The organism is Streptomyces sp. NPDC051207, from assembly GCF_040682395.1.
GTDB lineage: Bacteria > Actinomycetota > Actinomycetes > Streptomycetales > Streptomycetaceae > Streptomyces.
This window is the reverse complement of the sequence record NZ_JBFBAX010000025.1, coordinates 40171-60336: the sequence shown is the minus strand read 5'-3', so window position 1 is coordinate 60336 and position 20166 is coordinate 40171. Positions and strand designations below refer to the sequence as shown.

General features: G+C 69.6%; 23 protein-coding genes and 1 tRNA gene. 11 read left to right on the top strand and 13 right to left on the bottom strand.

What is annotated here, in order from left to right; translation table 11 throughout:
* The 6 genes from recF to AB0M97_RS23100 all read left to right on the top strand — a co-directional run bounded on the left by recF (position 1) and on the right by AB0M97_RS23100 (position 7750).
* Positions 1–1122, top strand: coding sequence for a DNA replication/repair protein RecF (recF, locus tag AB0M97_RS23125; protein WP_365962836.1), 1122 nt, complete (start codon positions 1–3; stop codon positions 1120–1122).
* A complete protein-coding gene (locus tag AB0M97_RS23120) occupies positions 1119–1682 on the top strand; it encodes a DciA family protein (protein ID WP_365962835.1) in 564 nt (187 codons plus the stop codon). The genes recF and AB0M97_RS23120 overlap by 4 nt, the downstream gene beginning before the upstream one ends.
* A 397-nt stretch (positions 1683–2079) precedes the next feature.
* Positions 2080–4140, top strand: a complete 2061-nt coding sequence (gene gyrB, locus AB0M97_RS23115) for a DNA topoisomerase (ATP-hydrolyzing) subunit B (RefSeq protein ID WP_365962834.1) — start codon at positions 2080–2082, stop codon at positions 4138–4140.
* Between the two features lie 42 nt (positions 4141–4182).
* Positions 4183–6777: a DNA gyrase subunit A gene (gene gyrA / locus AB0M97_RS23110; RefSeq protein WP_365962833.1), complete on the top strand. Its 2595-nt coding sequence runs from the start codon at positions 4183–4185 to the stop codon at positions 6775–6777.
* An 18-nt stretch (positions 6778–6795) separates the two neighbouring features.
* Entirely contained in the window at positions 6796–7563 is a 768-nt protein-coding gene (locus AB0M97_RS23105; RefSeq protein ID WP_365962832.1) for a DUF3566 domain-containing protein, read from the top strand.
* A gap of 110 nt (positions 7564–7673) precedes the next feature.
* Positions 7674–7750 (top strand) — tRNA-Ile (locus tag AB0M97_RS23100).
* 55 nt (positions 7751–7805) lie between these two features.
* Here AB0M97_RS23100 and AB0M97_RS23095 read toward each other — a convergent pair.
* The 12 genes from AB0M97_RS23095 to AB0M97_RS23040 all read right to left on the bottom strand — a co-directional run bounded on the left by AB0M97_RS23095 (position 7806) and on the right by AB0M97_RS23040 (position 14690).
* Positions 7806–8963, bottom strand: coding sequence for a site-specific integrase (locus AB0M97_RS23095; protein ID WP_365962831.1), 1158 nt, complete (start codon positions 8961–8963; stop codon positions 7806–7808).
* Positions 8963–9151 carry a helix-turn-helix domain-containing protein gene (locus AB0M97_RS23090; RefSeq protein WP_356629346.1) on the bottom strand — a complete coding sequence of 63 codons (189 nt, stop codon included), beginning with the start codon at positions 9149–9151 and terminating at the stop codon, positions 8963–8965. Before AB0M97_RS23090 ends, AB0M97_RS23095 begins: the two co-directional genes overlap by 1 nt.
* On the bottom strand, positions 9148–10539 hold the full coding sequence (gene repSA, locus AB0M97_RS23085; RefSeq protein ID WP_365962830.1) for a replication initiator protein RepSA: 1392 nt from the start codon (positions 10537–10539) through the stop codon (positions 9148–9150). The genes AB0M97_RS23090 and repSA overlap by 4 nt, the downstream gene beginning before the upstream one ends.
* 4 nt (positions 10540–10543) lie before the next feature.
* The gene (locus tag AB0M97_RS23080; protein WP_365962870.1) at positions 10544–10723 is read right to left on the bottom strand and encodes a hypothetical protein; all 180 of its coding nucleotides are present in this window, start codon (positions 10721–10723) and stop codon (positions 10544–10546) included.
* A 94-nt stretch (positions 10724–10817) separates the two neighbouring features.
* Entirely contained in the window at positions 10818–11363 is a 546-nt protein-coding gene (locus AB0M97_RS23075; protein WP_365962828.1) for a GGDEF domain-containing protein, read from the bottom strand.
* 3 nt (positions 11364–11366) lie between these two features.
* The gene (locus tag AB0M97_RS23070; RefSeq protein ID WP_365962827.1) at positions 11367–11693 is read right to left on the bottom strand and encodes a SpdD-like protein; all 327 of its coding nucleotides are present in this window, start codon (positions 11691–11693) and stop codon (positions 11367–11369) included.
* 12 nt (positions 11694–11705) lie between these two features.
* Entirely contained in the window at positions 11706–11861 is a 156-nt protein-coding gene (locus AB0M97_RS23065) for a hypothetical protein (RefSeq protein ID WP_365829852.1), read from the bottom strand.
* Between the two features lie 14 nt (positions 11862–11875).
* Positions 11876–12064, bottom strand: a complete 189-nt coding sequence (locus tag AB0M97_RS23060; protein ID WP_365962826.1) for a mobile element transfer protein — start codon at positions 12062–12064, stop codon at positions 11876–11878.
* A gap of 4 nt (positions 12065–12068) precedes the next feature.
* On the bottom strand, positions 12069–12251 hold the full coding sequence (locus AB0M97_RS23055) for a hypothetical protein (RefSeq protein WP_365962825.1): 183 nt from the start codon (positions 12249–12251) through the stop codon (positions 12069–12071).
* 19 nt (positions 12252–12270) lie between these two features.
* Positions 12271–12939: a DUF2637 domain-containing protein gene (locus AB0M97_RS23050; RefSeq protein WP_365962824.1), complete on the bottom strand. Its 669-nt coding sequence runs from the start codon at positions 12937–12939 to the stop codon at positions 12271–12273.
* Positions 12940–13017: 78 nt separating this feature from the next.
* Positions 13018–14358, bottom strand: coding sequence for an FtsK/SpoIIIE domain-containing protein (locus AB0M97_RS23045; RefSeq protein ID WP_365962823.1), 1341 nt, complete (start codon positions 14356–14358; stop codon positions 13018–13020).
* Between the two features lie 2 nt (positions 14359–14360).
* The gene (locus AB0M97_RS23040; RefSeq protein WP_365962822.1) at positions 14361–14690 is read right to left on the bottom strand and encodes a hypothetical protein; all 330 of its coding nucleotides are present in this window, start codon (positions 14688–14690) and stop codon (positions 14361–14363) included.
* 159 nt (positions 14691–14849) lie between these two features.
* On the opposite strand from AB0M97_RS23040, the gene AB0M97_RS23035 reads away from it, so the two are divergent.
* The 3 genes from AB0M97_RS23035 (at position 14850) to AB0M97_RS23025 (ending at position 17393) form a co-directional block, all read left to right on the top strand.
* Positions 14850–15644 carry a GntR family transcriptional regulator gene (locus AB0M97_RS23035; protein ID WP_365962821.1) on the top strand — a complete coding sequence of 265 codons (795 nt, stop codon included), beginning with the start codon at positions 14850–14852 and terminating at the stop codon, positions 15642–15644.
* Positions 15641–16306, top strand: coding sequence for a YdcF family protein (locus AB0M97_RS23030; protein WP_365962820.1), 666 nt, complete (start codon positions 15641–15643; stop codon positions 16304–16306). Before AB0M97_RS23035 ends, AB0M97_RS23030 begins: the two co-directional genes overlap by 4 nt.
* 817 nt (positions 16307–17123) lie before the next feature.
* Positions 17124–17393 carry a hypothetical protein gene (locus tag AB0M97_RS23025; protein WP_365962819.1) on the top strand — a complete coding sequence of 90 codons (270 nt, stop codon included), beginning with the start codon at positions 17124–17126 and terminating at the stop codon, positions 17391–17393.
* 436 nt (positions 17394–17829) lie between these two features.
* Here the strand turns inward: AB0M97_RS23025 and AB0M97_RS23020 are convergent, their stop codons facing one another.
* On the bottom strand, positions 17830–18204 hold the full coding sequence (locus AB0M97_RS23020) for a DUF6344 domain-containing protein (protein ID WP_365962818.1): 375 nt from the start codon (positions 18202–18204) through the stop codon (positions 17830–17832).
* 337 nt (positions 18205–18541) lie between these two features.
* On the opposite strand from AB0M97_RS23020, the gene AB0M97_RS23015 reads away from it, so the two are divergent.
* Positions 18542–18670, top strand: a complete 129-nt coding sequence (locus tag AB0M97_RS23015; RefSeq protein ID WP_003999697.1) for a DLW-39 family protein — start codon at positions 18542–18544, stop codon at positions 18668–18670.
* Between the two features lie 176 nt (positions 18671–18846).
* A complete protein-coding gene (locus tag AB0M97_RS23010) occupies positions 18847–20163 on the top strand; it encodes a hypothetical protein (RefSeq protein ID WP_365962817.1) in 1317 nt (438 codons plus the stop codon).
* Positions 20164–20166 lie beyond the last annotated feature (3 nt).

Here is a 20166-nt window from a genome sequence, read left to right as displayed (position 1 = left end):
ATGCACGTCACGCATCTGTCGCTTGCCGACTTCCGCTCCTACCCCCGGGTCGAGGTCCCGCTCGACCCGGGCGTGACCGCGTTCGTCGGACCGAACGGCCAGGGCAAGACGAACCTCGTCGAGGCGGTCGGCTATCTCGCCACCCTCGGCAGCCACCGCGTCTCCTCCGACGCGCCGCTGGTCCGCATGGGCGCCGACCGCGCGATCATCCGTGCCCAGGTCCGCCAGGGCGAGCGGCAGCAACTGGTCGAGCTGGAGCTGAACCCCGGCCGGGCCAACCGCGCCCGCATCAACAGATCCACGCAGGTCAGACCGCGTGACGTGCTCGGCATTGTGCGGACCGTGCTGTTCGCGCCCGAGGACCTCGCCCTGGTCAAGGGCGACCCCGGCGAGCGCCGCCGCTTCCTGGACGAGCTGATCACGGCACGCTCACCGCGCATGGCGGGCGTCCGCTCCGACTACGACCGCGTGCTCAGGCAGCGCAACACCCTGCTGAAGTCGGCCGCGCTGGCCCGGCGGCACGGCGGACGCACCATGGACCTGTCCACCCTCGACGTGTGGGACCAGCACCTGGCGCGCGTGGGCGCCGAACTGCTCGCCCAGCGCCTCGACCTGATCGCCGCGATCCAGCCGCTCGCCGACAAGGCGTACGAGCAACTGGCCCCCGGCGGCGGCCCGGTCGCCCTGGAGTACAAGCCGTCCGCGCCGGGCGAGGCACACACGCGTGACGACCTCTACGAGCAGCTGACGGCGGCGCTCGCCGAGGCACGCAAGCAGGAGATCGAGCGGGGCGTCACGCTGGTCGGCCCGCACCGGGACGACCTGCTGCTCAAGCTCGGCCAGCTGCCCGCCAAGGGCTACGCCTCGCACGGCGAGTCCTGGTCCTACGCGCTCGCCCTGCGGCTGGCCTCCTACGACCTGCTGCGCGCCGAGGGCAACGAGCCGGTGCTCGTCCTGGACGACGTGTTCGCCGAGTTGGACACCCGCCGCCGCGAGCGCCTGGCCGAGCTGGTCGCGCCCGGCGAGCAGGTGCTGGTGACCGCCGCGGTCGACGACGACGTACCGGACGTCCTGGCCGGGGCGCGGTTCGCGGTGGCCGAGGGGAACGTGGAGCGCGTATGAGCGAGAACGCGCCCGACAGCACTCCGGAGAAGGCACCCGCGAAGCAGCCCGGGGGCACGGCCGAGCCGTCGGGCGTCGATCTCGCGCGCGTGGCGCTGCGGGCGGCGAAGGAGGCGGCACGCGCGCGTGGCGACGCGGCCCGGCAGAAGAAGCAGGCGCACCGCGTCGGTCTGCGCTCGGGCGCGCGCGCCGACGGCCGCGATCCGATGGCGCTCGGCGCGGCCATCAACCGGCTGATCACCGAGCGGGGCTGGGAGGCCCCTGCCGCGGTGGGCGGCGTGATGGGCCGCTGGCCGCAGATCGTCGGCGAGGACGTCGCCAAGCACTGCGTGCCGGAGAAGTACGACGAGGACGAGCGGGTCCTGGTCGTGCGCTGCGACTCGACGGCCTGGGCGACGAACCTGCGGCTGCTCGCGCCGACCCTGGTGGCCCGGCTCAACGAGGACCTGGGCCACGGCACCGTGCGTCTGATCAAGGTCAACGGCCCCGGTGGCGGCGCCCGTCGCTACGGTCCCCTGCGCGCCCCGGGCAGCACGGGACCCGGCGACACCTATGGGTGACAGAGATCACATTCACGTCGCCGAGGTGCCTCTTTCGCCGCCCTCGGCGGGCTCCGCTATGCAATCGCACGCGGTTGCGAATCCCGACCTGACTTCCAAGTAGCCAAGGGTTGACACCCGGAAGCGCTGAGTGCCGTTGTGAGCCTCTTGGAGCCCCCATCCGCATATCGGGAGTCGGGCGAGTCCGGTTCAGGGCGGCACATGAGGTCTCAGGGACCGGCAAACCCCCATCAGTGTCAGTGCTACCGGTAGACTGGAAGACAATCCCGCCCCCATCGTGGGGACTGTCCGGGAAAAGCTGAGCAACGCTGATCAAGGGCTTACCAACGCAACATGCCGCAGCCGCTCCGGCAACCCTCCAGGAGCTTGGCTCGTGCTGTGCCAGAAAGGGCGCTTCGTGGCCGATTCCGGCAACCCCAACGAGAACATCCCGTCCACCGACACCGGCGTGAACGACGCGGCGAGCACCTCGAACGGCGAGACCGCGGCCTCGTACGACGCCAGTGCCATCACCGTCCTCGAGGGTCTGGACGCGGTCCGCAAGCGACCCGGTATGTACATCGGCTCGACCGGTGAACGCGGACTGCACCACCTCGTGCAGGAGGTCGTCGACAACTCCGTCGACGAGGCGCTGGCCGGCCACGCGGACACCATCGACGTGACGATCCTCGCCGACGGCGGCGTCCGCGTCGTCGACAACGGCCGTGGCATCCCGGTGGACATGCACCCCATCGAGAAGAAGCCGGCCGTCGAGGTCGTCCTGACGGTGCTGCACGCGGGGGGCAAGTTCGGCGGCGGCGGCTACGCGGTCTCCGGCGGTCTGCACGGCGTGGGTGTCTCCGTCGTGAACGCCCTGTCGACCAAGGTCTCCGTCGAGATCAAGCGCGACGGCTACCGCTGGACGCAGGACTACAAGATGGGCGTCCCGACCGCCCCGCTCGCGAAGCACGAGGCGGTCGAGGACTCCGGCACGACGGTCACCTTCTGGGCCGACCCGGACATCTTCGAAACCACCGAGTACTCCTTCGAGACGCTGGCGCGGCGCTTCCAGGAGATGGCCTTCCTCAACAAGGGCCTGACGATCAACCTCACCGACGAGCGCGAGTCCGCGAAGGCCGTGACCGGTGCCGACGAGGCCGGTGCGGACGAGAAGGACGAGGTCAAGACCGTCACGTACCACTACGAGGGCGGCATCGTCGACTTCGTGAAGTACCTGAACTCCCGCAAGGGGGAGCTGGTGCACCCCTCGGTCATCGACATCGAGGCCGAGGACAGGGATCGGCTGCTCTCCCTCGAAGTCGCGATGCAGTGGAACAGCGGCTACAGCGAGGGCGTGTACTCCTTCGCCAACACCATCCACACGCACGAGGGCGGCACGCACGAAGAGGGCTTCCGCTCGGCGCTCACCAACCTGATCAACAAGTACGCGCGCGAGAAGAAGCTGCTGCGCGAGAAGGACGACAACCTCACGGGTGACGACATCCGCGAGGGGCTGACCGCGATCATCTCGGTCAAGCTGGGCGAGCCGCAGTTCGAGGGCCAGACCAAGACCAAGCTGGGCAACACCGAGGCGAAGACGTTCGTCCAGAAGGTCGTCTACGAGCACCTCAACGACTGGCTCGACCGCAACCCGAACGAGGCCGCGGACATCGTCCGCAAGGGCATCCAGGCGGCCACCGCGCGCGTGGCGGCCCGCAAGGCGCGCGACCTGACCCGCCGCAAGGGCCTGCTGGAGTCGGCGTCCCTGCCGGGCAAGCTGTCCGACTGCCAGTCGAACGACCCCACCAAGTGCGAGATCTTCATCGTCGAGGGCGACTCCGCCGGCGGCTCGGCCAAGTCCGGCCGCAACCCGCAGTACCAGGCGATCCTCCCGATCCGCGGCAAGATCCTCAACGTCGAGAAGGCGCGCATCGACCGCATCCTGCAGAACCAGGAGATCCAGGCGATGATCTCCGCGTTCGGCACGGGCGTGCACGAGGACTTCGACATCGGGAGGCTCCGCTACCACAAGATCATCCTGATGGCGGACGCCGACGTCGACGGCCAGCACATCAACACCCTGCTGCTGACCTTCCTGTTCCGCTTCATGCGGCCGCTGGTCGAGGCCGGCCACGTGTACCTGTCCCGTCCGCCGCTCTACAAGATCAAGTGGGGCAAGGACGACTTCGAGTACGCGTACTCCGACCGCGAGCGCGACGCGCTGATCGAGATGGGCCGCAACGCCGGCAAGCGCATCCGCGAGGACTCGGTGCAGCGCTTCAAGGGTCTCGGCGAGATGAACGCCGAGGAGCTGCGCATCACTACCATGGACCAGGAGCACCGCGTCCTCGGCCAGGTCACCCTCGACGACGCCGCCCAGGCCGACGACCTGTTCTCGGTCCTGATGGGCGAGGACGTCGAGGCCCGCCGCGCGTTCATCCAGCGCAACGCCAAGGACGTTCGCTTCCTCGACATCTGAGTCGGTCTCAGCTGACCGCACCAGGAAGGACCCATCCCAGCAATGACCGACGAGAACACTCCCGTGACGACTCCCGAGGGTGACGCCCTGGCCATGCGCGTCGAGCCCGTCGGGCTCGAGACGGAGATGCAGCGCTCGTACCTCGACTACGCGATGTCCGTCATCGTCTCGCGCGCGCTGCCCGACGTCCGCGACGGCCTCAAGCCCGTGCACCGCCGCGTGCTGTACGCGATGTACGACGGCGGCTACCGCCCCGAGCGCGGCTTCTACAAGTGCGCCCGCGTCGTCGGCGACGTCATGGGCAACTACCACCCGCACGGCGACTCCTCGATCTACGACGCGCTGGTCCGCCTCGCGCAGCCGTGGTCGATGCGGATGCCGCTGGTCGACTCCAACGGCAACTTCGGCTCCCCGGGCAACGACCCGGCGGCGGCCATGCGGTACACCGAGTGCAAGATGGCGCCGCTGTCGATGGAGATGGTCCGCGACATCGACGAGGAGACCGTCGACTTCACGGACAACTACGACGGCCGCTCCCAGGAGCCGACCGTCCTGCCGGCCCGCTTCCCGAACCTGCTGATCAACGGCTCCGCCGGTATCGCGGTCGGCATGGCGACCAACATCCCGCCGCACAACCTGCGCGAGGTCGCCGCCGGCGCCCAGTGGTACCTGGAGCACCCCGAGGCCTCGCACGAGGAGCTGCTGGACGCCCTCATCGAGCGCATCAAGGGCCCGGACTTCCCGACCGGCGCCCTCGTCGTCGGCCGACGGGGCATCGAGGAGGCGTACCGCACCGGCCGCGGCTCCATCACGATGCGCGCGGTGGTCGAGGTCGAGGAGATCCAGAACCGCCAGTGCCTGGTGGTCACGGAGCTGCCGTACCAGACCAACCCGGACAACCTGGCGCAGAAGATCGCCGACCTGGTGAAGGACGGCAAGATCGGCGGCATCGCCGACGTCCGCGACGAGACGTCGTCCCGGACGGGCCAGCGCCTGGTCATCGTCCTGAAGCGGGACGCGGTCGCCAAGGTCGTGCTGAACAACCTCTACAAGCACACCGACCTGCAGAGCAACTTCGGCGCCAACATGCTGGCCCTGGTCGACGGCGTGCCGCGCACGCTGTCGCTGGACGCGTTCATCCGCCACTGGGTGACGCACCAGATCGAGGTCATCGTCCGCCGTACGAGGTTCCGCCTGCGCAAGGCCGAGGAGCGCGCGCACATCCTGCGCGGCCTGCTGAAGGCCCTGGACGCCATCGACGAGGTCATCGCGCTGATCCGGCGCAGCGACACCGTCGACATCGCGCGCGGCGGCCTGATGGATCTCCTGGAGATCGACGAGATCCAGGCCAACGCCATCCTCGAGATGCAGCTGCGCCGGCTGGCCGCCCTGGAGCGCCAGAAGATCGTCCAGGAGCACGACGAACTCCAGGCGAAGATCCGCGAGTACAACGAGATCCTGTCCTCCCCGGTCCGCCAGCGCGGCATCGTCAGCGAGGAGCTCGCCGCGATCGTCGAGAAGTACGGCGACGACCGCAAGACGAAGCTGATCCCGTACGAGGGCGACATGTCCATCGAGGACCTGATCGCCGAAGAGGACATCGTCGTCACGGTCACGCGCGGCGGCTACATCAAGCGCACCAAGACGGACGACTACCGCGCCCAGAAGCGCGGAGGCAAGGGCGTGCGCGGCGCGAAGCTGAAGGAAGACGACATCGTCGACCACTTCTTCGTGTCCACCACGCACCACTGGCTGTTGTTCTTCACGAACAAGGGCCGCGTCTACCGCGCGAAGGCCTACGAGCTTCCCGACGCCGGCCGTGACGCGCGCGGGCAGCACGTGGCGAACCTGCTCGCCTTCCAGCCGGACGAGGCCATCGCCGAGATCCTCGCCATCCGCGACTACAACGCCGCCCCGTACCTGGTGCTCGCCACCAAGGGCGGCCTGGTGAAGAAGACGCCGCTGAAGGACTACGACTCCCCGCGCTCCGGTGGCGTGATCGCCATCAACCTCCGCGAGCGGGAGGACGGCAGCGACGACGAACTGATCGGAGCCGAACTCGTCTCGTCCGACGACGATCTGCTGCTGATCAGCAAGAAGGCGCAGTCGATCAGGTTCACCGCGACGGACGACACGCTGCGCCCCATGGGGCGTGCGACCTCGGGTGTCAAGGGCATGAGTTTCCGCGAGGGCGACGAACTGCTCTCGATGAATGTTGTCCGGCCCGGTACGTTCGTGTTCACTGCCACTGACGGCGGGTACGCGAAGCGGACCGCCGTCGACGAGTACCGCGTCCAGGGTCGCGGCGGCCTCGGCATCAAGGCCGCCAAGATCGTCGAGGACCGCGGTTCTCTCGTCGGCGCGCTGGTGGTCGAGGAGACCGACGAGATCCTCGCCATCACGCTGTCGGGCGGTGTGATTCGCACGCGGGTCAACGAGATCAGGGAGACGGGCCGTGACACCATGGGCGTCCAACTGATCAATCTGGGCAAGCGCGACGCCGTGGTCGGTGTCGCTCGCAACGCCGAGGCGGGGCGCGAGGCGGAGGAGGTCGACGGCGACGTGGCCGTCGACGAGCCCGCCGAGGACGCCCCCGCCGGTGGTACGGACGAGGGTGAGGCGCCCTCGGACGAGTAGGACGAGGAGTGAGTCAGCGTGAGCGGAGCCACGGGCGCCGGACCGGCCGGTACCAGTACGGGGACGGACGGCGGCGGCCGTGGCTCCGCCGCGCAGGCACAGGACTCGCACACCACTCAGTTGAAGGCCATCAAGTCCCCCGCGACCGACCCGCAGTCGCCCGACACGCATGGATCCCAGGGGGGAGCTGTGACGGACACCCGAGGCCCGCAGACCCAGCACCACGCCGCCGGCGCGGGCCCGGCCGCTTCGGGGGCCCAGCCGGAGGCCGGCGTGCAGCCCGCGTCGCCGCTCCCGGGGGAGCGGCAGCCGCAGCAGCACAGCGGCCCCTACCACCCGCCGCAGGCCTACCCCACGCAGGGTGGCCAGACCGGCGCGGTACGCCGCCCGCGCACCGGGGCGCGCACCACTCCCCGGGTCCGCAAGGCCCGCCTGCGGGTGGCCAAGGCCGACCCGTGGTCGGTGATGAAGGTCAGCTTCCTGCTCTCCATCGCCCTCGGCATCTGCACGATCGTCGCGGCGGCGGTGCTGTGGATGGTCATGGACGCGATGGGCGTCTTCTCGACGGTCGGCGGCACGATCTCCGAGGCGACCGGCTCGAACGAGTCGAACGGCTTCGACCTGCAGGCGTTCCTGTCCCTGCCGAACGTGCTGCTCTTCTCGTCGATCATCGCGGTCATCGACGTCGTCCTCGCCACGGCTCTCGCCACGCTCGGCGCGTTCATCTACAACCTCTCCGCGGCCTTCGTGGGCGGCGTGGAACTGACGCTGGCCGAGGACGAGTGACGGACGGCTGACGAGGGCGGGCGGCCCCCGGACAACCGATTTTGGGACTGCCCACCTCGTGCGCTAATCTTCAGGGGTCAGCGCGCGGGACACACACCGCAGAGCGCGGCGGGGCTATAGCTCAGTTGGTTAGAGCGCATCCCTGATAAGGATGAGGCCACAGGTTCAAATCCTGTTAGCCCCACCAGCGAAAAGACCCCCAGTCGATACCGGCTGGGGGTCTTTGACATCCATGGCTGACATCAGCCGATGAGTGGATCTTCCAAAAGCTCGGCGAGCATGCCGACCGCTTCCCGCTCACTGTCGCCTACCACGTGCGTGTAGACGTCCATGGTCATGCTGATCTGGCTGTGCCGGAGGATCGCCTGAGCGACCTTGGGGTGCACCTTCAGGAAGGCGAGCAGAGTCCCGCAGGTGTGCCGAGCGAGGCGGACCGTGATCCGTCGCACACCGGCCCGCTTGACGAGCCGGTCGAAGGTGCGGGAGAAGCCCACCGGGTCGATCATGCCGCCGTGCTCGGCCGAGAAGATCAGGTCATGGTCCGGCTCCTGCGACCAGTGCTCACCAGCGATCTTCCGTTCCAGCTCTTGCAGCTCCCGACGTTCTTCCAGGGCGCGGGCGCAGAACTCCGGGAGCGGCAGCACGGCCTGTGAGGACTCCGTCTTGAGGTCCTTGAGGACCAGGCCCACGCCCTTGACCCGCTGCACCTGCTTGACCGGGGTGAAGTGGCCGTCCTCGAAGTCGATGTCCTGCCAGCGCAGCCCGAGCACTTCGCTGCGGCGGAGGCCGAGGACCAGGACGAGGACGCAGGCCGCGTAGAGCCGGTGGGCACGCACCGAGCGCAGGAAGGCGATGGCTTCCCGAGCGTTCCACGCCGTGCCCCTGTCCTTGTTGACCTTGGGCATGTCGACCAGCAGGGCGACGTTCCGAGTGACCAGTTCCTCGCGCATGGCCCGGTTGAGGGCGTTGCGGAGCACGCGCAGGACCTCAAAGCGGGCCGAGGCGCCGACCTTCTCCCGCGCCAGCGTGGCCATGAAGGCCCGGATCTGTGCCGGGGTGAGCTTGACCAGCGGCTTCTTGCCGAGATGCGGCAGCAGGTACAGCCGCACCTTGGACTCGTACTTCACATACGTGTTGTGCTCGCGCTCCGGAGCGACGATGTGCTCCAGCCAGTAGGCCAGCCACTCGCCGAGCGTCCAGGACCGGGACGGCACCGGGATGCCGTTGCGCTCTTGGTCCTGGAGCTTGCCGAGCTTCTCGTTGGCTTCGTCCCACGTTCGGCCGTACACGTACTTACGCACCCGGTTGCCGTCCGTGTCGGTCACGTAGGCGGCGCCCTGGTAGCGACCATCGGACCGCTTGGTGATCGTGCCGCCGCCGTTGGGCCGACGCTTCGCCATCAGGCAGCCTCCCCGATCTGGCCGGCGATGAAGTCGCGGAGCGCGTGGTCCGGGATACGGCGGCATCCGTCGACCTTGATGGACACGAGGCGGTGCGTACGGATCAGGTCGTAGACCTTGGTTCGGCCCACCTTCAGCCGCGCCATGACCTCGGGCACGGTTAGCAGCTCGGGGGTGGCGGTGGTCATGTTGCGGCTCCTTCCAGGTCGAGCAGGGCGGGTAGTTCCTCGCGTGCGATCTCACGGTTGTGCTGGATGTCGCGGCGGATGTTGGCGGCGAGCCAGGATTCGCCGGGGGTGTGGCCGTGGCCGGCGTAGGCCCAGTGGGCGAGGGTGAGCGTGGTTGCCTCCTCATCGTCGGGGTCGGGCAGGCCGAGGGCGGCGCGTTGCTGGGCGGCGCGGTAGTCGGCGCGGACCTGGCGGAGAGCGCCGAGAGTGGTGGAGTAGTGGCGGGACTTGGTGGAGAAGTGGCCGCGGAAGCCGAGCATGTGTGCCCAGTCGCGCAGCTTCCGGTCCGGGTAGAGCGCGTGCAGGTCGAGGCATGCGGCGATGAGCCGGGCCGGGTGGTCGGGGACGCCGAGCAGGGCGAGGGCTTCCTTGTTGCCGATGCGGCGGTCGACGGTGCCGGTGGTCTCAGCCGCTTTGGTGGCGTACTTGGCGACGTAGGAGGCGACGGCCTGTTCGGTGATCTCTTCGCCGTCTCCAAAAGCCCGGATCGGGCGGACATCGAGCTGGGTGCCCCACCGCAGCGTGCGGGCAGGCTGGTCTCTGGCGGCGGGGACGTCGACTTCCACGCGGGCGGCGGCGGCCCGGATCGCGTCGGTGAGCAGGTCGACGGTGGCCCAGGCCGGCGGCGGATCGTCGGGTCCGCCGGGGCCGTCGAAGCGGATCACGGCATGGAAGTGGACGGCGCCGCGCTTCTGGTACTCGGCGACCTTGCCGAAGGACACGCGGGAGGCTTCACGGGCAGCCTTCTGCGTGAGCCCGGCCCGTTTGGCGATCTCGCGGCGCAGGTAGATCGTGAAGTAGCGCCACAGCTCTGAGGCGTGATTGTTCCACAGCACCGCGCCCGCGTAGTCGTACGTCTCCGGGTCGATCGGGGTGCCCAGCTCGGGGGCGTCCTCGCTGTGGCGGGCCCCGCAGCGGCAGGGCCGGTTGTCGGGCCGGTTGTGGACCGGGCCGAACGAAGGCGCGGTGAGGGTGGCGAACACCCGCGGGTGATCCCGGATCGTCTCGGGGGTGCCCTTGGCGGGGTCGCCGACGAGGCCGGCGCGGATGAGGTGGTAGGTGTCGCCCGCGTAGGTCCAGGCGCAGGCGGGGCAGCGGGAGGCCCGCCGGTTGCCGCAGGCCACACGGAGGACGCCGCCGGGTTCGATGTCGGTGGAGTACCGGTGCAGGACGTGGCGGGTTTCCTTGTCCCGGACGACGACGGAGCCTTGCAGGCGGATCGGGTCGGTGCAGCCGCCGGTACGGCGGATCTGGTCCTGGATGCGGTCGAAGCCGGTGGACCCGGCCAGCCTCAGCACGTCGGCGAGGGTGGCCGGGTCCAGGCCCGCCACGGTGGCGGCGTCGGTCACGCGGTCACCTTCCGATCCGGATGACGCTAGCGGGAGCGGTGTGGCCGGTGCCCTTGCAGGTGGGGCAGGTGACGTGGAGGGTGGCGCGGGTGCCGTCGCGGTGGCGGGTGCCGGTGGTGATGGCGACGACGGGGAAGCCGTCGCAGGCGCGGCAGACGCGCGGGGTCCGGGCGTGCTGGGGCATCATGAGGTTTCCCTTTCGGGTCCGTTGGATCTGGAATGGGTGCAGGCGCCCGGAGCGGCGGAAGTTTGGTGACCGAAGCCGCTCCGGGGGCCGTTCAGTTGTGGACGTTGCGCCTTCCGTGGCCCTTGGCCGCGTACATGTCGGCGTCGGCGTGGGACAGGGCGTCGGTGAGTGCGGCGACCGGCAGGTCGGTGCGGTGGCAGAAGCCGACGGAGGCGGAGACCGGCAGCAGGCGCCCGTCATGGGCGACGGGCCGGGCGAGGGCCGTTTGCAGCGCGGTCGTGCCGGGGGTGTGGGCGGGGTCGGTGACGATGGCGGCGAACTCGTCTCCGCCGAGGCGGGCGGCGATGCCGTGGCGTCCGCACCAGTCGCGCAGTCGGCGGGCGGTCGCGGCGAGGACGGCGTCACCGGCTGCGTGGCCGTGCGTGTCGTTGGTGGCCTTGAAGTCGTCCAGGTCGATCAGGACGACCAGCGCGGCCGGGTGCCGGGTGAGCAGGTGTTCGGCGCGGGCGGTCCATCCGGCGCGGGTGTGCAGTCCGGTCAGCGGGTCGCGGCGGGCGGTGGCCAGACGGCGCAGGAGCAGTCCGCCGTGGACGGCCCAGCCGAGGGCCGGTAATGCGGCAGCGATCACGGTTTCCATGGCTCACCGTCCCTTGTGCAGGTCGTTGACGAGCAGGCGCAGGACGACGGCGACCAGGGCGACGGACACGCCGGTGATGGCGACCGCGAGGAGCATGGAGACCAGGACCGCGCCGACGACCAGGACCACGGCGCCACCGCCGGCGGCGAGGGCGAGTGCGCTGCCGGGGGTGAGCTGAACCGTGGGCCGGGCCGAGACTGGGGCCGGGGCGACAGGTGCCGGCGGCGGGGCCGGGGTGCCCGGGGTGATGATGGTCGGCTCGACGGCGACCGCGGGCGGGGTGGCCCTGCCGGTGGGCTGGGGCATGGACGGGAGCTTGGGCCGGAACATGAGCAGGTCTCCTTACTTGACGACGGTGGTGAGGGCGGGGGCCAGGATGCTGTCGGCGAGGAGGTAGCCGCCCAGGAGGAGCACGGCCACGAGCCACCACGGCGGGCGGATGAGCTTGACTCCGAGGAAGCCGACGGCGAGCAGGGCGAGCCAGAGCGGAACGTCCATGACGCGGGGTCCTCCTATGCCTTGCAGCGGTGGGTACGGGCGGCGAGTTCGGCGCCGGCGCGGTCTCGGTAGTCGGCGGAGAAGCCACAGCCGGGGGCGGTGCAGGCGGCGGTGTGCCGGCCACGGCCCCGGCCGTCGTAGTACGTGGCGACCTGCACGGGACCGATGCGGACGCGGTCGCGGAAGCGGCGGTAGACGGCCATGGGGTCAGCCCTCCTGTCGGAGGCTGGGGCCGGGGAACTCGGCGAGGATGCGGGTGGCGGTGTCGGCGTCCGGGGTGCGGTCGGCGGCTTCCTCGGCGAGCAGCCGGGCCAGGGTGGGGCGGCCGGTGACGGCCATCTCGCGGGCGGCGTCGATGAAGTCGGCGGGGTGGTCGAAGGACCGGGACATGAGGCGAACTCCTTTCCGATCAGGTGAGTTGGAGTTGTTCGGCGATGGCGTCGACCATCGGGGCGGGCAGACCGAGCCGGGCCGACAGGGCGTCAGCGGGCATCGGTGTGCCGGTCGAGGCACGGTGTGCGTCGGCGATCTTCCGGGCGTGGTCGAGCAGCGCAGCCGGGACGACCGGCGCGGGGGTTGGGACGGGCGGCGGTGGGGCTGGTGTGAGTTCCGGCGCGGATGGCGCGGGCGGAGCGGGGTCGGGGTCGTCGGTGCGGTGCATCTCGACTTCCGACGCGGCCCGTTCGTCGTCCACGGGCTGTGCCGGGGTGGCCGGTTCGGCGGGGGTGTGGACCAGGAGGGTTCCGCCGAGGAAGGCCAGCGCGGGCCAGCCGGCGACGAGGATGCGCAGCCAGGCGGGCACCTGGTCGAGGTCGAGGAGTCCGGCGGTCGCGACGTTCGCGCCGAGCGAGGCAGCCAGGGCGATGAAGAACCAGGTCCAGGCCGAGCGGTCCCGCCGGGCGGTGCGCAGTCGGCGCCAGGCGGCGACCAGGAGCAGGTCGACCGAGACCGGGTAGGCCCAGGCTTTCCAGCCGGTCTGTCCGGCGGCGGCGGCGAGGTCGTGCAGGTGGGCGAAGGACAGCGCACCGGCGATGACGGCTTGGACGAGTACGGCGTCCAGGCGGATCGAGCGGAGCATGGGGCACCTCCCTTCGAGGGGGTGTCGGGCCGGGGGGCGGGCGAGAAGCAGGTGTCCGGCCGCCCGCCCTGGGCGGTATCAGTCGGTGACCGGGCGGGGCTTGACCAGCGACGGACCGGTCTCCGGCGCCTCGGCGGGCACGTAAGGGCGGAACGGTTCGAGGGCGGGAAGGTCTGGGACCAGGTGGGCGAACTTCCGGCAGACCGCGACGACATCCGCGCGGGAGGTGTTCGGGGTGCGGATCTTCGACCAGCCGCCCGTGGAGTCCGCCGCTACAGCCGTGCCGGGGCGTTCCATCGGGATCAGGCTCGCGACCGGCACCGCATCCGGGGCGACGTCGGCCAGGCCCATTTCCGCGGTCTGCTTGTCGTTGACGCGGTGCACCACGCGGCCGGTTAGCTGGGCACGGAGCATGGTGGCGCCTTTGCCCAGGTCGGAGCCGAAGCGCTGCCCGCAGATTTCCAGGTGGATGCCGACCGCACGGGCCATCTGCGCCAGCCGGATCAACGCGGTCACGATCTTCTCGCGGCGTTCCTCATCCTTCTTCGAGGAGATCAGGAACAGTTCCGCCACCTCGTCCACCAGGACCACGACCGGCACCGGACGGGAATCTGCGGGCAGCTCCCACACGTCGGAGACACCGTGCCGGCTCAGCAGGTCGAAGCGGTCTTCCATCTCCGCCACCAGCACCGCGAGCAGCGAGGCGGCGTCATCGGGGGTGGTGACCAGCGCCGACAGCCGGGGCGCGAATGCCCTCTGTTCGACACCGCGCTTGCAGTCGATGCCGACCAGCGCCACCGGCAGTTGCGCCAGTCCTTTGATCAGGTTGCGCAGGTACATCGACTTGCCCGAGTGGTTCGCGCCCAGGGTGAGCGCCATGGGGGCCTTGCGGTAGTCCCGCTCGAAGGCGGTCCCGTCCTCCCGCAGCGCCACCGGCACCACCAGATCGTGAGGGGCGGCCTTGCGCGGCATGCGCACCCGGCGCAGCACGTCATAGCCGGTCATGCGCAGTTCCACGAACCCGGGCTTGGTCTCCACCACGGTCACGGAGTGCACGCCCCAGGCATGCCGCAGCCGCTCCGAGGAGGCGACCACGTCGGCGGGCTCCAACCCGGCCGGCAGCCGCAGCGTGACCCGCAGGCCGGTCGAACTGGGACGCACCCGGCGGATCTTCGGCGGGACCGGCTGCACTTCACGGCGAGCGACGTTGCGAGTCATGAACGCCCGCAGGCCGGACGGCTGCACCGTCAACCCGCACACGTCCATCGTGGACCGGTAGGAGAAGGTGAACCGGCTCCAGGCGAGCGGCATCCCGGCCAGCGACCAGTACACCCGCGGAGCCCGGACCTTGGCGTAACCGAGGCCGCCAGCACCCGCTAACGCCCCCGTGGCCTCCAGCCACATCATCAGGTCGGCCATGGTCAGGCCGCCGCCGTGAGCGCGACCGCGCGGAACGAGATCCCGTGCCGCTTCTGGCCGTTGAACTCGTTCTCCCAGTCCCGCGCCTTCAGCCCGACGACCCGGACCGGCATGCCCGGCATCAGGCCCTCCGGGATACCCGTCTCCGGGACGGTCACCTGGTAGAGGTTGCCCTCACCTTCGTCCGAGACCAGCAGGCCCACGGTCGACAGGCCTGCACCGGTCTCCCGGTCCAAGGCCCGCTCTCCGGTCTTCTTGTTCGCCATCTTCGGTTCCGGCGCCGTCGCCACGAACACCACGGCGGTCGAGAGGTCGATCTTGAAGGACGGCATCAGTACTCCCAGCGTTGATGTCGGAGCAGCCCGATAGGGCCGCGTAATGCTCGCTGTCCTAGGACTGCGAGCCGCTGAGAGAGATAGTGCACCGCAGTCCTAGGACTGTCAACAGTCCTAGGACTATGTTTCACTGGACCTTGTCGAGAGGGGTTCGAGATGGCGCCCAAGTGGCGGGAGCTGGCAGACAAGCTGGCCGAGCAAATCAGAAGGGGTGATTACGCCCCCGGCCAGCGACTGCCGCACATCAGAGAGCTTGTCGAGGCAGGCGAAGGCTCCAAGACCACCGTGCATGCCGCCTACAAGGCGCTGGAAGCCGAAGGTCTGGTCACCTCGTCGCGCGGCCACGGCACGGTCGTGCGCCAGCAAGTCCCCCTTAAACGCTTGGGCATCGCCCGGTACGACAAGGCCAAGTGGCGGGACGGCGACGAGGTCGCCTTCATCGCGGACCGCGTGGCTTCGGGGCGGGGGTACCGCCCGAACGAGCAGACCCAGACGGTCAGTCGCGTCGTGGCGCCACCGGAGGCGGCAGCCGCACACGGGCTGCCGGAAGGCGCCGAGGTCTACGCCCGCGCGCGACTGGTCAAGGAAGGGGACCAGCCGACCCACACGCTGACCAGCTATTACCGGCCCGAGCACGTGGAAGGTACGCGACTGGTGGACCCCACGCCGGGGCCCGCCGGCCGAGGCGGTGGATTTCGCGTGCTGTACGACGCGGGTTACGAGATCGATCACATGAAGGAGCGACTGTTCGCCCGTGCCGCCACACCGGACGAGGTGAAGCAGCTCCAGCTGCTGCCGGGCGAACCGGTCGTCGAGCTGCATCGGACGACCTACACGGCCGACGGCACCGTCGTGGAGTTCGCCATCGGGGTACACGCGGCATCGCGCTTCGCATGGGAGTACGACTTCAAGGTGCCCGACTCGGCGAAGGGCAGGGAACGTCAGCAGTGATCTCGACGCAGGATTGGGCAGACGCCCGGCGCGTGTGGGAGTACCACCAGATGGGCCACTCACCCCGGCCGTGCTCGGTTGCCATCGGACTCGGCAGCCACGACCTGGGCGTGGCCGACACGGCAGTGGACCTGTACAAGCGCGGCATGGCCCCGCTGCTCTTGTTCACCGGTGCCACCAGCCCCACGACGCGGGAGCGCATGCCCCGCGGTGAAGCCGTCCACTACCGGGAACGGGCACTGGAGCTCGGTGTCCCCAGTACGGCCGTTCTCGTGGAGCCGCGAGCCCGCAACACCGGCGAGAACATCCGCTTTTCGCGAGAGCTGTTGGAAGAGGGGGGGATCGAGGTGTCCTCGGTACTCCTGATCAGCAAGCCGTATGAGGAGCGGCGAGCGTACGCCACCGCGCGCAAGCTCTGGCCCGAAGTCGAGGTCGTCAGCGCTTCCACTCCTATGACGCTCGACCAGTACGTCGACTCCATCGGCGATGCCCGCCTGGTGATCGACATGCTGGTCGGTGCGCTTCAACGACTGATGATCTACCCCGAGCAGGGATTCATGATCAGCCAACCGGTACCCGCCGGCGTGCGCGAGGCATACGAGCGCCTGTGCCAAGCCGGATTCACGAGCCGACTCCTGACCACCGACACGCCTTCGGCTTGACCCGGGCAAGAGCGAGAGCTGTTACAGGTTTCTCTACCTCATCAAGCCCCGGCTGCGCTCCGCTCCGCCGGGCGCGCTTCCCGGCTCCGCTCCGGGCGACGCTCCTGCCTTCGGCCCGCTCCGCCCGCGCTGCGCCGACGCGCGCCCACATGTGGATAGGGCCGGAAGCCATGAGACGATCACCGCATAAGACGGGACGCGGTCAAAGACGATGCCTCCGGCGGGGGATCGGCCGGCACCGGGATGGAGGGGGCGCCGTCGCCGACCGCGGTTCCGTAGAGAGCGTGCGTGGGGTGCTCCCATCCCGACCACCGTCGACCCAGGCAGAGCCGAGCAGACGCGGCCCAGGGCGTCCAGGTCGTTCGTACAGTGGCGCGCTCCACCTGGACGCCCTGAACCACGCCCGCTCCACGGTGTGTGGGTCGACGGCGGACGGGATGGGAGCAGGGGTGAGTGGTGGAAAAGGCAGCTTTTGGGCTGATCGCAGTGAGTGAGCTTGGTCACGTGCAATTGGTACATAAGACATATAGGCCATGTGACACGGGATTATCGCACGCGATACGCGACGGATTTGTCAGTGGTCTGTGTTATGCGCGCGAGTCTCCGCAGGTCAGTGGTCTGGAGCGCGGTACCTCAAGTTGACCCTGGTTAGCCCTAGTTCATCTCGTGTGCGGTGCCGTGTACAAGACGAGGTCTTGGTGGTGAGGGGCGCCTACTGTCACGTGCGTGCCATACCGTTGGACTACCAACACCGAAGGGCGCGCCCGCCTTTGGGAAGAGGAACCGGGCGCGCCCTTCTGACAACCAAGGAGGACGTATGCCCATCCTGGGCTTCGGCGGACTGCCGGTGCTTGACACCCACCTGCTTGACACTGTCGCATGTGGCAGTCGCAGTATCAAGAAAATCATGATCCCGCTGGCCGTGGTCTTGGTGTGCGTGATCAATGGCGACACGATGACTGGTGTTCTGCGCCAGGCCACTTGGCTCGTGGTTGCGGTAATCGTTCTGATCACCGTGCAGGTGATTGCCTTGCACCTCCCGCAGCTACGTGTCAAGCCTGCCGATGCGCCTGACATCAACGGCTGACACCAACAGCCGCGTGCAGCGCCGTATCGCGGCGGACCACGGCGACCAGTACTAGGTATCTATGCTGCCGCGTGCCAAGTCTGTTGGGCCGCCATGATCGACCTGATAAGGATGAGGCCACAGGTTCAAATCCTGTTAGCCCCACAGCAGCAGATCGCATGGAGCGGGCGTTTCCCCTGGTGGGGAGCGCCCGCTCTTGTTGTGTGCGTTTCCGGTCAACCGTCGACCGCCTGCCGAGCCGTATCGACCCGGGGGGACCCCTGGCGGCTCGACCTGTACGCCGCGTTCGACGGGAGACGCGGGCAGCGCGAAGGCCCGGCGGCTGGTGTCAGCCGTCGGGCCTTCGTGTCGTGGCGGTGCTGTACGCAAAGCGCCGGAACTGCTGGGTCGGTCAAAGGGAGGGCTGGGGCGGCACGTGCGGGACGTGCCGGCGGGCTCAGCGCTGGAGCGGGATCTCGTGGGCGAGGGGTTCCTCGGAGGCCGTGCCGGGAGCACAGGAACTCGTGGCCGCCTCGGACGCGTCCGGGTGGTGGCGGCAGCTGGGGGACTTGCCGTGGGCCTCGGCATGGATGCGCTGCTTCATCGTGGGGGGCAGGGCGCGGGCGAGTGTGCCCGACCAGGGGGAGGCCGTTCGTGCCGCCGGCTGCGCGGTGCTCCGGCCGGTGTCGCTCTCACTGTTGCTGTTGCGCGTGGTCTCGGTCTGCTGTACGGCCGCCGAGGCGGTCGTGCCGGCGAGTCCGAGCGCCGCGAACAGCGCGAGGAAGGCGGTGACGATGGCGGTCCACAGCTTCATGACCTTGATGCGGGCCATGGCCCCTCACTTTCGGGTCGGGCGATTTGCGTACTTTCCTCATGATGTGTATGAGCGTCGCGAAGTGGTGGACCTGCGCCCGTGGCGCGGCGATGTTCAGATGAACACCACTCGGATGGGTGCAAGAGGCAGAAAGAGGGGAAAATGAGGAGGAAAGCACACAAGTGTCACCGTCCGTGGAGGTGTGATCACCTTCCGATCGGAGTGGAGTCCTCCCCTTCTTCTGCTGTGCGCCGGGCGGGAGTTGAGGGCCGACACAGGTCACCGATCGGTATCGGTCGGTGTGTATAGTCGGGCGCCAGAAGTCCCCTACGTCAAGGAAAGACGAGGTCGCGCGGTGAAGAAGCTTCTCCTGGTCGCACTGGCCGCCATCGGCGGGCTCCTCGTGTACCGCCAGATCCAGGCGGATCGCGCCGAGCAGGATCTGTGGACGGAGGCGACTGACTCCGTGCCCACGGGTTCGTGAGCATCGACTTTCGCTCCTGAACAGACCCCGGCCGTCGTAGCGGTCGGGGTTTTGTGTGTCCGGGAGGCCCGCATGCCCGGGATGCCCGGTGGATGCCCGGGGGCGGGCGGGGCAGGATGGGCCGCGGCCAGGTCCCGGAGGCCGGGTTCGGGTGTCGGTGAGGGTGGGGGCGAGTGATGGGTCGGCGTACGGCGCAGTGGTGGCGCTCGGGAGCGTGGCGCGGTCGTCCCCCGGCACGGCGTGCCGTCTCGCTGGGTGCCGTCGTCGCCGTGCTGTGCGCCTGCGCCGTGCTGCCCGCCCCCTCCGCGCTGGCCGCCGTGGACGGGTACGACTTCGCCGACGGCGCCCGGCGGGTCGACGGCGCGGACAGTCCCGCCGACGCCGAGCGTCTCCTGCCCGGCACGACGTACCGCAGCTCCCTGCCCAGCGGTGGCAAGGTCTACTACCGCCTCGAACTCGACGCCGCCTCCAGTACGTACGTCGCCGCCACGGCCGTACCCCGCCCCGGCGCTTCGATCGCCGTCGTGGACGGGATCAAGGTGTCCGTCCAGGACACCGAGGGACGCTCCTGCTCCTTCGACAGCGCGAGCTTCGGCGCCGCCCGCAGCCCGCACCCGATCGCCGCCTGGGGAATGCGCGAGATCTCCCCGGGGAAACCCCTGTGCCAGGAGGCCGGCACCTACCACGTCTCCGTCGAGCGCATCGAACCGGCGGACACCTCACCGGACACCTGGGACCTGGAGCTCACCGTCGCGTCCGAGCCGCGCCCGGCGCAGACCGGCGCGACGAGCCCGCCCGGCGCCTGGGACTCCGCCTCGCCGGAGCCGGTCGAGGGCCGGGCCGTACGCCGTCAGGGCGGCGCGGGCTTCGACACCGCCGCCTCCGTCGGGCAGGGTGTCTGGCGCGCCAGCATCGCGCCCGGCGGAACGCTGTTCTACAAGGTGCCCGTGGACTGGGGCCAGCAGCTGTCCGCCACCGCCGAGCTGGGCGGCGCGAAAGGGGGCGGCGGTTACGCCGTCAGCGCTCTGGACCTGTCCCTCTACAACCCGGCGCGCGGCCACGTGCAGGACACCGCCGTCGGCTACGACGGCACCCGGAAGGCGACCAGCCTCGCCCCGCTGCCACCGGTCGGGTACGCCAACCGCTTCGCCCCCACCGAGCAGGTGAACACCGTGCGGTTCGCCGGCTTCTACTACCTCGTCGTGCACCTCGCGGAAGAGGTGGCCGACGGGTTCGGCACGGGGCCGTTCGCGCTGACGCTGCGCGTGCGGGTGGGCGGGGCCGCGCAGTCCGGGCCCGACTACGCGGGGGAGTCGAAGCCGCGCGGCCTCTTCGAGGTCACGGAACAGGACCGGCAGGCCGCGGTCGAGGGCGGCACCGGCGGCGACCTTGCCATGACGGCACTCGCCGCGGGCGGCATCGGCACCGGGAGCGCCCTGCTGCTGGGGCTCGGGGTGTGGACGGTCGCGGCGCGTCGCCGAGCCGCGCCCTGAGGG

Coding starts and splice junctions, on each gene's coding strand:
- AB0M97_RS23025 (WP_365962819.1), top strand. CDS start 17,124: ATGCCCATCCTGGGCTTCGGCGGACTGCCGGTGCTTGACACCCACCTG.
- AB0M97_RS23095 (WP_365962831.1), bottom strand. CDS start 8,963: ATGGCGAAGCGTCGGCCCAACGGCGGCGGCACGATCACCAAGCGGTCC.
- AB0M97_RS23045 (WP_365962823.1), bottom strand. CDS start 14,358: ATGGCCGACCTGATGATGTGGCTGGAGGCCACGGGGGCGTTAGCGGGT.
- AB0M97_RS23010 (WP_365962817.1), top strand. CDS start 18,847: ATGGGTCGGCGTACGGCGCAGTGGTGGCGCTCGGGAGCGTGGCGCGGT.
- AB0M97_RS23055 (WP_365962825.1), bottom strand. CDS start 12,251: ATGTCCCGGTCCTTCGACCACCCCGCCGACTTCATCGACGCCGCCCGC.
- AB0M97_RS23120 (WP_365962835.1), top strand. CDS start 1,119: ATGAGCGAGAACGCGCCCGACAGCACTCCGGAGAAGGCACCCGCGAAG.
- recF (WP_365962836.1), top strand. CDS start 1: ATGCACGTCACGCATCTGTCGCTTGCCGACTTCCGCTCCTACCCCCGG.
- AB0M97_RS23090 (WP_356629346.1), bottom strand. CDS start 9,151: ATGACCACCGCCACCCCCGAGCTGCTAACCGTGCCCGAGGTCATGGCG.
- AB0M97_RS23065 (WP_365829852.1), bottom strand. CDS start 11,861: ATGGACGTTCCGCTCTGGCTCGCCCTGCTCGCCGTCGGCTTCCTCGGA.
- AB0M97_RS23050 (WP_365962824.1), bottom strand. CDS start 12,939: ATGCTCCGCTCGATCCGCCTGGACGCCGTACTCGTCCAAGCCGTCATC.
- AB0M97_RS23035 (WP_365962821.1), top strand. CDS start 14,850: ATGGCGCCCAAGTGGCGGGAGCTGGCAGACAAGCTGGCCGAGCAAATC.
- AB0M97_RS23060 (WP_365962826.1), bottom strand. CDS start 12,064: ATGGCCGTCTACCGCCGCTTCCGCGACCGCGTCCGCATCGGTCCCGTG.
- AB0M97_RS23070 (WP_365962827.1), bottom strand. CDS start 11,693: ATGTTCCGGCCCAAGCTCCCGTCCATGCCCCAGCCCACCGGCAGGGCC.
- AB0M97_RS23075 (WP_365962828.1), bottom strand. CDS start 11,363: ATGGAAACCGTGATCGCTGCCGCATTACCGGCCCTCGGCTGGGCCGTC.
- AB0M97_RS23080 (WP_365962870.1), bottom strand. CDS start 10,723: ATGCCCCAGCACGCCCGGACCCCGCGCGTCTGCCGCGCCTGCGACGGC.
- gyrA (WP_365962833.1), top strand. CDS start 4,183: ATGACCGACGAGAACACTCCCGTGACGACTCCCGAGGGTGACGCCCTG.
- AB0M97_RS23020 (WP_365962818.1), bottom strand. CDS start 18,204: ATGGCCCGCATCAAGGTCATGAAGCTGTGGACCGCCATCGTCACCGCC.
- AB0M97_RS23040 (WP_365962822.1), bottom strand. CDS start 14,690: ATGCCGTCCTTCAAGATCGACCTCTCGACCGCCGTGGTGTTCGTGGCG.